Genomic DNA, 11,488 nt, shown 5'->3' with positions numbered 1-11,488 from the left:
AAAATTTTAACTAGGGGGAATTATATTTGGCAGGGGAGTATCGGGAGTATAATTATGTAGCGGCTGATACAATTGACGTCAGCGAACTAAAGCCGCTTGATCCGGAAACGAAGCAAATCATGAAAAGTGAATTCAGTACAGGCATTAAACTTACGCTCTTTTATTATGTATTCATTCTTTCCATTCCTATTTTGAATTGGTATGCAGGAGATTTCATGTTCTCCCGGATGTGGGGCGGCATGACCTACAGCTGGTTCTTCACAAGTATTGTCGCGATGGCGATGGCGTTTGTCATTGCACTCATCCATACGACTTTGTATGAGAAACGCCTGAAAAACCAAGCAGAACAATCCACATCTCCTGCTGATGGAAGGAGAATTGGCTGATGTCGACATTCATGGAGCCGAAATTCCTGTTAACATTGATCCTGATGGGAACCATTGTGTATATCACCTACCTTACAAAAAGAAACGCGACAGCTTCCGATTACTTCGTCGGAGGACGCAGCTTCGGCTGGTTCACCAACGGGTCGGCAATCGGCGGCGACTATTTGAGCGCTGCCACTTTCCTTGGGATTGCCGGCCTGACCTATCAGCTCGGCTATGATGGGGCTTACTATGCGTTTTGCTTCTCGATCGGCTTGACACTCCTGGCGATTTTCGTCGCTGGACCGCTTCGCAAGTTCGGTGCCTATACAGTTGCTGACTTTTTGGCCTACCGGTTCCACAGCCGGCGCGCCCGCCTTGCAGCCGTCGCTGTCGTACTCGCTATTTCCGGTTTCTATGCAGCTCCGCAGCTCCTTGGTGCTGCGCAGATTCTAAGCATGTTTTTTGGCACCAGCTATGAATTTGGAATCATTTTTACCTGCTCCGTGATGATTTTTTATGTAGGAATCGGCGGCATGAAAGGGACTACCCTGAACCAGGCGCTGGAACTATGGATTCGCCTTGGCGCGTTCCTTCTTATGGTCGGCGCAGCCATCTGGGGCGGACTTCATTATCAAGATATCCTGGCATCAATCAATGAGTTCAAAGGAACGATCACAGGTACAGCAGGCTTTACCACTGACAGAAAGGATATTCCTTTCGACGGTTCTGTCTGGACTGGAACAGGCAACTACTTCCCGTCCTTCTGGCAAACGATGTCGATGACAATTGGACTTTCGCTTGGTACGATTGGGCTTCCGCACATCCTTTTACGCTTCTACACAAACCCAAGTGCAAAAGCTGCCAGAAGATCCGCTTTAATGGCGATCGGAATCGCGAGCGCGTTCTTCCTGTTCGCTGTTTACCTTGGAGTAGTAGGACGCTCAATTTTCTTGACTGGTGAAGCTGATCCGGCTGTCATGAAAGACCTGATCGCTGGGGGGAATAACATGGTTGTCCCGTCAACAGCACAGGCGCTTGGCGGAGAATGGCTGCTTGGCCTTGTCATTGCCGGCGCATTCGCAGCCGTCTTTTCAAACCTTTCGGGGCTTTTCATCGCGAGCTCTGGTGCCCTGGCCCATGATTTATACGCAACCTTCTTCCGTAAAAACATTACTGAAAAAGAGCGCGTAATCGCTGGAAAAGCATCTATCATCGTACTGGGTGTTTTATACGGAATTCTTGGCCTGATGGTAAAAGAAGCATCCATCGGCCACCTGGTTGCCCTCGCCTTCACCGTGGCGGCCAGTACGTTCACTCCAATCTTCATCCTTGGCATCTGGTGGAGAGGAATGACGGAAAAAGGAGCGATCGCTGGCCTTGTATTGGGTCTCGTTTCCTCCATGTACATGATCTTCTTCAAAACGACACTGCCAGAATTCCTGCAGTTCAACGTACCTGGGATCATCACTGTGCCGATTGGATTCTTGTCTGTCTACATCGTCTCAAAGCTCGATCGAAGAGTACCAGCCGATGTGAATGAATTTATGAAGCAAGTTCACTCCAAAGAGTCTGAAGCAGCATAATAATAAAGAGAAGCCGGGGATGCTGATATGCTCCCCGACTTCTCTTTTTCTTCTATATAGACTCTGCAACCCTCTTTGCAGACTCTCCCTGCGTTTCCACATACAGTGTCCGACTCGGAAACGCGACGGATACTCCCTCTTCTTCAAGAATTTCCATAATCGCAAAATTGATTTCTTCCTTCACTGTCAGGAATTCTGCCCAGACGGTGGTTTTCGTGAAGAAATATAGGAAGATGTCGAGGCTGCTGTCATTGTATTCGTCAAACTTAACAAAAATAGTATCTGGATGTATGTCGTCGTTTGCCCTCAGCATCTCTTCAATCCTGAGAATTGTTCTTTGCAGCTTCATTCTAGGTGTGTCATACGTTACCCCAAGCTTGAAGGTGATTTGTCTTTTCCCCATTTTGCTCCAATTCGTGATCGATTCATTTGCTAAAATCGCATTCGGAACAGTAACAACGGCCTGTGCGAAGGTGCGGACTCTCGTGCTTCTGAAGGAAATATCCTCAACCGTCCCCTCCACACTCGGTGTCTTGATCCACTCACCTATCGTAAAAGGTTTTTCAGTAATAATGATGATGCCCCCGAACAAGTTCCCGATAGCATCCTTCGCTGCCAGCGCAAACGCGAGACCGCCCAGGCCAAGCCCTGCAATGAAACCATTCACATCGTATTCAAATACCTGCGCGATAATACTCAAGCTGATTGCGACGATGATGAACCGGATCGCCTTCGAGAAAAACGGAATCAAAATCTGGTCGATTTCCATTTGAAAACGATCATTGATTTTCATGAATAATAACGATGAACCCGAAGACAGATTATAGAGGCCCCATGCAATCAGCATGATGATCGAGGCTCTGATAATCTTTAAAAATAGCGGATTCGATTGCTCCATGAACGGAAAATAATCCGCGGCAACATAGATTCCTATAATGATAAATAACCATCGAATCGGCTGCTCAAATGCAACGGTCATACTGGTGAAAAATTCAGTCGGCGTTTTCTGCCCTAGTTTTAACATCAGCTTGAACACATACTTCGTGAAAAGCTTTCGGAACAAAAGGAATAAGAAGAAGATCCCTATGGATATTCCCAGATTTTTCAGCACTTCATAAGACAAAAGATATTCCCACCAGGTCATTTCATCCTCCCTCTCTATTTTTTACTCGTTCCATCATAACATATTTACTTTCTCTTAAATTTCTATGAAAAAAATGCCGATCAATGATTTTAATCACTACTTCCTTTTTCAGTAAGTGTTATTTTAATCATGAGAAACATTATCAGTTATAACCAATCCACACTCTAGGAGGAAATATAATCATGAGTGAAATGATAAATAATCGTGAATTGAAAGCAATGGATCCTGCAAAGCGAAAGGAAACCTTAAAGCAGCTTTTCAAAGATCTGCATGATGGTAAAAATGTGAATGAGGTCAAAGCTCATTTTGATGCTTTTATCGGAAAAATAACCATCGAGGAAATTGCCGGCCTACAGCATGTGGAGCTGATTGAAGGCGATATATCCGTTACGGAAATGCAGCGTATTTATGCGGCACACACCGACCTTTTCAAAGGCGCAATTGAAGAAGATGATTCAATGTACGGACCAGAAAACCAGCCGGGACACCCGGTCCATACATTCGAATTGGAAAACCGTGAGATTGAACTGCTTTTACAAAATAGGCTCCGCGTTCATCTTGAGCAATTTGCTATGGAAGACAGCGCTGAAAATATCAATCTTTTGCTAGAAGACTGCAACCTGCTCTACGACATTGACAAGCACTACAGCCGTAAGGAGAACTTAATCTTCCCGTACCTTGAAAAGTACGGCATCTACGGTCCGACGACGAATATGTGGCGAATCGATGATTTCATCCGCGACGGAATTAAGTTAGCTAAGAAAAAGCTGGCCAATTATGATGGCGATAAAAATGGCGTAATCGAAGAGGTCCAGTTTGTCCTCAGAGAAGTAAGCGGAATGATTTACAGGGAAGAAAACATCCTTTTCCCGATGGCCTTGCAAAATTTCACGGAAGATGAATGGGTAAAAATCGCCCATGAAAGCGACGAGATCGGCTATTGCCTCACGTCCCCGGCTGAGGAATGGAAGCCGGCCCGAAAACACCTTGATGCAGATGCAATTTCTGAAGGCTATATCAAAATGGAGACGGGAATCCTGTCATTGAAGCAGCTTGAATTGCTCCTGAACCATCTGCCGGTCGATATTACTTTCATAGATCAGGATGATGTCGTTCGCTACTTCTCGCATGGTAAAGAAAGGATTTTCGCGCGCACCAAAGCCGTCATCGGCCGTACCGTCCAGAACTGTCACCCGCCAAGAAGCGTCCATGTTGTCGAAGATTTGTTGCGCGACTTCAAAGCTGGCAAAAAAGACACCGAAGATTTCTGGATCAAGGTCCGCGATAAATTTGTGTACATCCGCTACTTTGCGGTTCGGGATGAGGACAATCAATATATCGGCACCCTTGAATTCACGCAGAACATCAATCCGATTCAAGCCCTTGAGGGAGAAAAACGAATTCTTTCTTAAATCGACGCTAGGCAACAGCCCCCACGGCTGTTGCTTTTTTTTGTCTAAAAATACGACCACAGTCTTAGCAGATATTAAGCCTGTGGCACATTATGAAATTACTTTTCTATCACTATAATGAGAGACGATTAATAGATTGGGGGATTCAACATGAGAAAAATCGGACCTATAGGTTTGAGATGGTAGAAAATGATTCACGTTTTTCTAGTGGTATTATTCTTTGGCGGGATATTGAGTTCGGTGGCGTTAAATCTCCACATTGATTTCACTCGATATGACGAGGCTTACCTCAGCTATAAAAACATCGTCACCATAAGTGATCAGATTGTCAGATGGGGTGCAATCGGAACGCTGCTTGTCGGGTTCACATATGGATTTTTCACGAATTGGGGATTTTTCAAGCATCGCTGGGTGGGCGTGAAATTCATTTTGTATATCATCCAAACATTTGTCGGTATTTTTATCGTCGACGAGCTGATGAGGGAAAACATGGAGCTATTGGAAGCACAAAAAGAGTTAGCCTTAAGCAATCCTGACTTTATTAAAAATCATATCGTCAGGCAATACGCCGTATACTTTCAAATTGTCGTCACTATCTTCATTTTCATCATTTCTTTTATAAGACCCTGGAAAAAGAAAAAGGAATTGAGCAGCAAAGCAGGGATTCCCAAAAATATACAGAATACAAGATAAGAAATTATATATTGGGAGGTTATGAAGATGGTTGCAACACAAGCGATTTTAGCGTGGACATTTATCTCTGAATGCCCGATTCCGAATGACGTGAATGAACTTTTAGTAGAAGGTGAAAAGGCGATCGCCGCCTATAAAACTCTACGCGACAGCGCGATTTTTACCAATAAACGACTGATCGTCCGAGACGCACAGGGCCTCACCGGCAAAAAGGTAGAAATCTACTCCCTGCCATACTCCTCGATCAATATGTGGTCCACCGAAAATGCCGGCAGCTTGTTTGATGTCAACGCCGAGGTAGAATTATGGACCAGGGCCGGCCACATTAAGGTCAACCTGAAGAAAGGCGTAGATATCCGCAAGTTTGATAAGTTGATAGCTGAAGCGATATTGTAATTTGATTAAAGCATTCCTCGTCATGACAGGGGGATGTTTTTTTTGGGTGCATGCCTACCAACAGGAGAAAACCTCCTGGTCAATTAAAGTCTCTATGGGTCAGTTTCCGCTTCTTTCCCGTTCAGTTTGTCCGATAGAGCCTTGCTATCGGACATTCTCCGCTTCTTTCCCGTCCCTTTTGTCTGATAGAACCCTTCTATCGCACATTCTCCACTTCTTTCCCGCCCGTTTTGTCCAATAGAACCCTTCTATCGCACATTTTCTGCTTCTTTCCCGTCCGGTTCGGCCGATAGATCATCCTATTAGAAACAGTATTCCCTTCTTTCCCGTCCAGTTTGTCCGATAGAGTCTTTCTATCGGACAGTTTTCTCTTCTTTCCCGCGCAGTTTGTCCGATAGAGCACAATTAGCGGCCCACTTAATTAAATATTTTCTCCCTCCATGTCCTTTTCACCTCCCCGCCTGTATATAGAAGGTGAAAGGAGGTGAGGCAAATGGCAATGGCGATGTTGAAGGATTCTAATATCAGGCTGATGTTTGAAGCAGGTGTCGATGAGAAAGGCGAGCCAATCTTCAAGGGCAAGACTTACCGCTATGTGAGAAAGGAAGCTACTGCCGACCAGGTTCAGCAGGCGGCTGTGGCTCTTGGTGGCCTTAGCGCGAACTTGTTAAGCTCTGTGGAGCGTAACGACAGCTTCGATATCATCTAATCTGGCAATCTACTAATTCAATAGGAGGTGAAAAACATGGCTAAAACACTTGAGTTGCAATTCGCTACTGACCTTGGCAAATACGCCAAGCTGACGGTTGATAACCCGACGGAGCCGGTTGATCCAGCAGCGGTCAAGCTGGCAATGGAGCAAATCATCGCTTCCAACGCATTCCTGCCAACGAATGGAACCCTCGTTTCCGTTCATAGCGCACGCGTCGTCGAACGCAACGTAACTGAATACGAACTAATCTAATGAAAGTGAGCCGGTCCTCTTCTAGAGACCGGCTCTTGTTTTAAAAATATAAGGAAGGAGGAAGCGTATATGGAACAGCTTATTCCGTTCATCAGCGATGTTGGGTTTCCGATTGTCGTGACACTTTACTTGCTTCATCGAATCGAAGCAAAGCTGGATACTGTCGTCCAATCAATCCAGGGCCTGCCCGCGAGATTGCAGGAAAGGCCAGAGCCAGAGCGGGGTTATACCCAACAAGCAATCCGAGAGATTAATCACTAACCATCAGAAACTATCCTCTTTTAAAAAGAGGGTGGTTTTTATTTAATCAAACGTTTGATTAAAACAATATCCTTTTAAATTTAATAATCACGAAAGAATCATTGGAATTATATGTTAAAATATAGATGATTTATTTGGCTGCGGGCCAAGCTAAAAAGGCCTTGTTCTGCTGACTAAACTTTGAATAAATCAGATGTTTCCTGCTAAAAGGGGGTAAAAATGGCAGCTATTATTTATAATGTCATATTAATTGCTAGTTTCTTATTTTTAGTGTGGAAAAAAGACGATGCAGAACCTTATTTTCCGTTAAAAATCCTTGGATACTTTTTATTAGGCTCGTTTGCCTTTAATTTGAATCAAGTCTCTCTGCCGCTTGGCTTTATCTTGTATCTCCTGTTTTTTCGTCCCAAGTTAAATGCGCATGTAAAACGGATGGCTGCTGTTCTTGGTGTTTTTTCCTTTGTCATTGTCCATTGGATTTTCCCGTTTGGCATCAACCAATGGGAAAATCGCTCCATTTACATCGCACATGAACTTGACTCTGTATATACGATGAATTTTCAGGATGAATATGAACTGATTAAGAAAGAATTAAACCTGGAGAACGACCATTCAAAGCTAGAAGGCTTTGAAATGCGCTATCATCAAGATGGACGCATTGCAGAAATAAAATGGCAGCTGATCCGGCAAGAACACAATAGCTATTATCTTTATCAAATTCGATATGATTTTCACAAGAGCAGGTATCAAGTTGTAAACGGTCAGAGCGATACTTGGTTCCAATACGATCGGTTAATTGATGCTGATCATTTCTTTGAAAATCTAAATGTACTTGATATGAAAGATCTTACCCAAAAGAAAGGCAGTTTTTCTTCCTATGCCATACAAAGCTCTGGAGAACGGGTCTTATATTCAGCAGACCTTAGAACTCATTACTACTTATTAAACGGGGAAACCAAGTTGTTAACTAATGACCAATTGCCCGTTGAAGGTTATGTAATTTCAACCTTTGCCATGAAGAAAACAGAAGAAGAAAAAGATCAGCAAGGAAATATAATTCATGAAAGCTTTGAAGGTACCGAATCAGCTGATTATCTATTTGATGTTTATTTTGGTGATCAATAATAATCAGGAAGCAACTCAATGCGCTTTTTACCCACGAAGGCAAAACAAAACTAATACACAAAAACTCCTGAACGACAAAGAGAGCGGCCTTTCGCCGCTCTCTTAAATGCTATTTCAACAACTTGTAAAGTCTCGCCCCTGCTTAACCGGAATCCAAACCTCAGAATAATAATCTTGGTCAGCCGCATTCCCTGCTGTATAAACCTCCAGCTCGGGTGTTCCGGCATGCTGGTATCCGCTGGACGGGAACCATTCGGTGAAAATTTGCTTCCAAACCTTTTGCATTGCGTCTGGCATTGGGCCGTGGACTTCGAAGATTGCCCATTTAGATGCAGGTATCTCCATTTTCAAATAGCCTTCAGGTGTTTCCCCGTCATATGCCGCAGCAACCCAATAATCCATCCGCTTATCCTGGACATTGCTTTGATCCACACAAACACCAAGAACTCCTTTTACTGGCCCATTATTTTTACCTAACAAATAGTCGCTCGTTCCATCCTGATTCGCCTGATCCCACATTTTTGGAATGCCGGCAAGATTTTCGCCATTTGCGAAAGAAAATCCCTTTTTGACTCCAATCACTTCAAAACCCTCTTGTTCCACCACTTTGTATTGCATCGGTTCCGCTCCCTTCAGACTCACCTGTATTCCCAGGCGGCTATAAGATTTAAGCTTTCCTGTGTACTTCCGTGCTTCACTTGGCGAAATGCCATGCTGCCTGCGGAAAGCCTTCGTAAATGCTTCGGGAGTGTCATAGCCATATTTCAGCGCAAGATCAATGACCTTTGCATCTGTGCTGCATAGCTCGCCGGCTGCCAGTGTCAGCCGCCTTCGTCTCAGGTACTCGCCAACGGAGCAATCCGTTAAAATCGCAAACGTACGCTGAAAATGAAAAGGAGATGAATTGGCCTGAATCGCAATCTCCTCCATCGTAATGTCTTCCAGCAAGTGCTCCTCCATATAGTCAATCGCCCTCTGTAAAGCTTCAATCCACGCCATACAACTCACTCCCTTAAAAACATCCTATCAAGATTCCATTGAGCTATCCGGTCAATTTTTGCTCACTTATGTCAGTATTTTTCTATAAGATAATCCCCTTTTCCTTTCCCAAAAGAATGAAATTTTTCAGATTGGTATGATCCTTACCTTCAATTGACCCGTTAGCTTAGCAGACTCTAAAATTACATCTTTAAATAAATAGGTTATGATGTTACAAAATACATATAGAAGGAGAAAGTGATGAGCGAACATGATATCGAGCTTTATGCCCGCTTGCAGGCTAAAGATAAACGGGCACTTGAAATCTTATATGACCGATATGAAAAGCTTCTGTTTTCGTTCGCATACAGGATGACTGGCAGGCGTGATCTGTCAGAGGAAATCGTACAGGATGTTTTCCTTAAACTGTGGACGAAACCAGGAATATATGATGATACGAAAGGAAAATTCTCTTCCTGGATCCTGACCGTTACCAGATATGCTGCAATTGATTGTCTGCGTAAAAAGGATGATAATCATGTGGAGCTTGAGGATCGTGATGCTTTGAAATCCTCCGGGCCTTCGGTGGAAGAAGTGGCAGAGTGGAAAGAAAAACGCCATGAGATCAGGACAGCCATCAATCAACTTGCTGAAGAACAGAAGCAAATTGTTGAACTCTTTTATTTTAAAGGACTTTCACAGCAAAAAATCGCTGATACTTTCGAGATCCCTCTTGGGACGGTAAAAGGGCGAATACGATTGGCACTTAAGCATCTTCATAAAAAAATCGGCGGAATCAAGGAAGGGAGGGATCATAGCTATGACCGAACATAAGACATGTGAATGTTTACTGGATTATTTTAATGACACACTGACAGACGAAGAAAAATCACAGTTTGAGCATCATCTAGCCACTTGCAAAGATTGCCGGGATGAGTTGCAGGAACTGAATATGCTGACAGCTGATCTCCCTTTTTCAGCAGAACTGACCGAGCCGAATGAAGGAATGAAGGACCGAATCCTTGCTTCCGTTTTTGAAGAGAGTGAAGTACCTGAAGAAACTGAAACACCAATAGTAATAAAGGAATCCAAACGCCGGAATTACAGATGGCTTCAGCCGCTTCTGGCCGCGTCATTGCTTCTCTCCTTATCGGCTAACGCATACTTTTATTTGAACCAAAATGGCCAGGAAATCAGCAACCCACCGCGGGAAGGAACGGATGAAATCGTAAAGCAGGTTCAATTGGCGGTTTCGGAGGGATATGAAGGAACCGCGGAAGCAGCCATGATCAAAAAAGAAGAAGGAATGGCCCTTGTTGTCCAGGCAAGCAATCTCAAGCCTTTAACTGGCAATGAAGCCTACCAGGTTTGGCTGATCGATGAAGCCGGCGAAAAGTTCAGGGCGGGAACATTCCGCACCAACACGGAAGGAAAAGGTGCCGTAACATACTCGGTTAATTACGAAGGTGAGCACAATTGGACTACCATCGCAGTTACACTCGAACCTACTCCTGACAGCCAGCAGCCAAAGGGTGACATTGTTTTAGCTTCACAGCTTTAAAATGAAACAGAGCCTGAACGGTAATTTACCTGCCCGTTCAGGCTCTTCTTTTTGCATTTTTAATCACTATGCCATAACAAATGCTTAAATCCCCCCCCGGCCTTTCTGAAAAAATAAGCCTGAATGTTAATAGGATTCCAAGGACACATGCTTTAATTTTTCAGGATTCCTGACAATATAGATATCTGCTATTTGATCGTTTTTGACATGGAAGCTGATGACAGTCAGGATATTATCCATACCCTTTACCAGAAGGCCACACTCACCATTTACATTGACCATTTTAACCACTGCCGGTTCATCAGCATGGTGGTTTTGCTTCATGATGTTTAAAATAAAGCGGGTAACCAGGTCCTTTGAAATGATTGGCTTTAAGGCTGCGTAGACGTTTCCTCCGCCATCTGAATACAGGGTCACTTCTTTACCTAATAATTCCTCCAGCTTCTGAATGTTCCCCTGATATAAGGCAGAGACGAATGCCTGAATCATCTCCTTGTTTTTCGGTTCAGGTTTTCCTTCTGTCTCTTCTTTTAAAGGAAATTGGTTATTTACCCGACTGAAAATTTTTCGGCAATTAGGTTCGCTTCGGTCGACAATCTGCGAAATCTTCTTGTAATCGTATCTTAGTACTTGTCTAAGAACGAATACGGCTCTCTCAATAGGATTCAACTTCTCAAGTAAAAGCAAAAAGGCAAACGAAATGGCTTCCTGGTTCATAACCTCCGAGATTGGGTCATGATCCTTTAAAATCAGAGGCTCAGGAAGCCAAGGACCAATATAGACTTCACGCTTATACCTCGCTGATTTGAAAAAATCAATACATCTGTTTGTCACCATTTTACACAGATAAGCCTTTTTATTTTCCACCTGTTCAATCGTCTTTTCACTTATCTGCAGGTACACATCATGTACGATATCTTCTGCATCTGATACACTGCCGAGCATTCGGTAAGCAATCGAAAAAAGCAGCGGTTGATACCCTGAATATAGATCCTCCAACTCC

Annotated in this window: 14 protein-coding genes; 11 read left to right on the top strand and 3 right to left on the bottom strand. The window is 43.8% G+C overall.

Translation table 11 applies throughout. The features are described 5' to 3' along the window. Positions 1-26 precede the first annotated feature (26 nt). Together TY49_RS15500 and TY49_RS15495 are read left to right on the top strand one after the other, a co-directional pair. On the top strand, positions 27-386 hold the full coding sequence (locus TY49_RS15500; RefSeq protein ID WP_041966815.1) for a hypothetical protein: 360 nt from the start codon (positions 27-29) through the stop codon (positions 384-386). Next, complete coding sequence (locus tag TY49_RS15495; protein WP_232310463.1) at positions 386-1,951, top strand: sodium/solute symporter; 1,566 nt, start codon at positions 386-388, stop codon at positions 1,949-1,951. Before TY49_RS15500 ends, TY49_RS15495 begins: the two co-directional genes overlap by 1 nt. 52 nt (positions 1,952-2,003) lie before the next feature. On the opposite strand, the gene TY49_RS15490 is transcribed toward TY49_RS15495, so the two are convergent. Continuing rightward, a complete protein-coding gene (locus TY49_RS15490) occupies positions 2,004-3,095 on the bottom strand; it encodes a mechanosensitive ion channel family protein (RefSeq protein WP_041966813.1) in 1,092 nt (363 codons plus the stop codon). 182 nt (positions 3,096-3,277) lie between these two features. On the opposite strand from TY49_RS15490, the gene TY49_RS15485 reads away from it, so the two are divergent. From TY49_RS15485 to TY49_RS15450, 7 genes are all read left to right on the top strand, one after another. Next, positions 3,278-4,507 carry a DUF438 domain-containing protein gene (locus tag TY49_RS15485; protein ID WP_041966812.1) on the top strand — a complete coding sequence of 410 codons (1,230 nt, stop codon included), beginning with the start codon at positions 3,278-3,280 and terminating at the stop codon, positions 4,505-4,507. A 189-nt stretch (positions 4,508-4,696) separates the two neighbouring features. After that, positions 4,697-5,200 (top strand): DUF2269 family protein, encoded by a 504-nt coding sequence (locus tag TY49_RS15480; RefSeq protein ID WP_232310462.1) that lies wholly within the window; start codon positions 4,697-4,699, stop codon positions 5,198-5,200. Between the two features lie 27 nt (positions 5,201-5,227). Beyond that, positions 5,228-5,596 (top strand): PH domain-containing protein, encoded by a 369-nt coding sequence (locus TY49_RS15475; RefSeq protein WP_041966811.1) that lies wholly within the window; start codon positions 5,228-5,230, stop codon positions 5,594-5,596. Between the two features lie 493 nt (positions 5,597-6,089). After that, positions 6,090-6,305, top strand: coding sequence for a DUF1659 domain-containing protein (locus TY49_RS15465; RefSeq protein WP_041966809.1), 216 nt, complete (start codon positions 6,090-6,092; stop codon positions 6,303-6,305). A gap of 36 nt (positions 6,306-6,341) precedes the next feature. Next, positions 6,342-6,560: a DUF2922 domain-containing protein gene (locus TY49_RS15460; protein WP_041966808.1), complete on the top strand. Its 219-nt coding sequence runs from the start codon at positions 6,342-6,344 to the stop codon at positions 6,558-6,560. Between the two features lie 69 nt (positions 6,561-6,629). Continuing rightward, a complete protein-coding gene (locus tag TY49_RS15455; RefSeq protein WP_041966807.1) occupies positions 6,630-6,821 on the top strand; it encodes a YvrJ family protein in 192 nt (63 codons plus the stop codon). A 219-nt stretch (positions 6,822-7,040) separates the two neighbouring features. Continuing rightward, positions 7,041-7,946, top strand: coding sequence for a hypothetical protein (locus TY49_RS15450; RefSeq protein WP_041966806.1), 906 nt, complete (start codon positions 7,041-7,043; stop codon positions 7,944-7,946). 114 nt (positions 7,947-8,060) lie between these two features. Here the strand turns inward: TY49_RS15450 and TY49_RS15445 are convergent, their stop codons facing one another. Continuing rightward, complete coding sequence (locus tag TY49_RS15445; RefSeq protein ID WP_041966805.1) at positions 8,061-8,945, bottom strand: AraC family transcriptional regulator; 885 nt, start codon at positions 8,943-8,945, stop codon at positions 8,061-8,063. A gap of 240 nt (positions 8,946-9,185) precedes the next feature. On the opposite strand from TY49_RS15445, the gene TY49_RS15440 reads away from it, so the two are divergent. Both TY49_RS15440 and TY49_RS15435 read left to right on the top strand, forming a co-directional pair. After that, on the top strand, positions 9,186-9,758 hold the full coding sequence (locus tag TY49_RS15440; RefSeq protein WP_041966804.1) for an RNA polymerase sigma factor: 573 nt from the start codon (positions 9,186-9,188) through the stop codon (positions 9,756-9,758). Beyond that, a complete protein-coding gene (locus TY49_RS15435) occupies positions 9,745-10,485 on the top strand; it encodes an anti-sigma factor (protein ID WP_041966803.1) in 741 nt (246 codons plus the stop codon). Before TY49_RS15440 ends, TY49_RS15435 begins: the two co-directional genes overlap by 14 nt. 126 nt (positions 10,486-10,611) lie before the next feature. Here the strand turns inward: TY49_RS15435 and TY49_RS15430 are convergent, their stop codons facing one another. Further along, positions 10,612-11,484 carry an RNA polymerase sigma-70 factor gene (locus TY49_RS15430; protein WP_052442203.1) on the bottom strand — a complete coding sequence of 291 codons (873 nt, stop codon included), beginning with the start codon at positions 11,482-11,484 and terminating at the stop codon, positions 10,612-10,614. Between the last annotated feature and the right edge of the window lie 4 nt (positions 11,485-11,488).

The organism is Mesobacillus selenatarsenatis SF-1, from assembly GCF_000813125.1.
GTDB classification, from domain to species: Bacteria; Bacillota; Bacilli; order Bacillales; family Cytobacillaceae; genus Mesobacillus; species Mesobacillus selenatarsenatis.
This window is presented reverse-complemented; position numbering and strand designations above follow the sequence as displayed.

What these genes read in the sequence shown, in the direction of transcription:
- TY49_RS15435 (WP_041966803.1), top strand. Translation starts at nt 9,745, where the DNA reads ATGACCGAACATAAGACATGTGAATGTTTACTGGATTATTTTAATGAC.
- TY49_RS15445 (WP_041966805.1), bottom strand. Translation starts at nt 8,945, where the DNA reads ATGGCGTGGATTGAAGCTTTACAGAGGGCGATTGACTATATGGAGGAG.
- TY49_RS15440 (WP_041966804.1), top strand. Translation starts at nt 9,186, where the DNA reads ATGAGCGAACATGATATCGAGCTTTATGCCCGCTTGCAGGCTAAAGAT.
- TY49_RS15460 (WP_041966808.1), top strand. Translation starts at nt 6,342, where the DNA reads ATGGCTAAAACACTTGAGTTGCAATTCGCTACTGACCTTGGCAAATAC.
- TY49_RS15480 (WP_232310462.1), top strand. Translation starts at nt 4,697, where the DNA reads ATGATTCACGTTTTTCTAGTGGTATTATTCTTTGGCGGGATATTGAGT.
- TY49_RS15495 (WP_232310463.1), top strand. Translation starts at nt 386, where the DNA reads ATGTCGACATTCATGGAGCCGAAATTCCTGTTAACATTGATCCTGATG.
- TY49_RS15450 (WP_041966806.1), top strand. Translation starts at nt 7,041, where the DNA reads ATGGCAGCTATTATTTATAATGTCATATTAATTGCTAGTTTCTTATTT.
- TY49_RS15485 (WP_041966812.1), top strand. Translation starts at nt 3,278, where the DNA reads ATGAGTGAAATGATAAATAATCGTGAATTGAAAGCAATGGATCCTGCA.
- TY49_RS15490 (WP_041966813.1), bottom strand. Translation starts at nt 3,095, where the DNA reads ATGACCTGGTGGGAATATCTTTTGTCTTATGAAGTGCTGAAAAATCTG.
- TY49_RS15455 (WP_041966807.1), top strand. Translation starts at nt 6,630, where the DNA reads ATGGAACAGCTTATTCCGTTCATCAGCGATGTTGGGTTTCCGATTGTC.
- TY49_RS15465 (WP_041966809.1), top strand. Translation starts at nt 6,090, where the DNA reads ATGGCAATGGCGATGTTGAAGGATTCTAATATCAGGCTGATGTTTGAA.
- TY49_RS15475 (WP_041966811.1), top strand. Translation starts at nt 5,228, where the DNA reads ATGGTTGCAACACAAGCGATTTTAGCGTGGACATTTATCTCTGAATGC.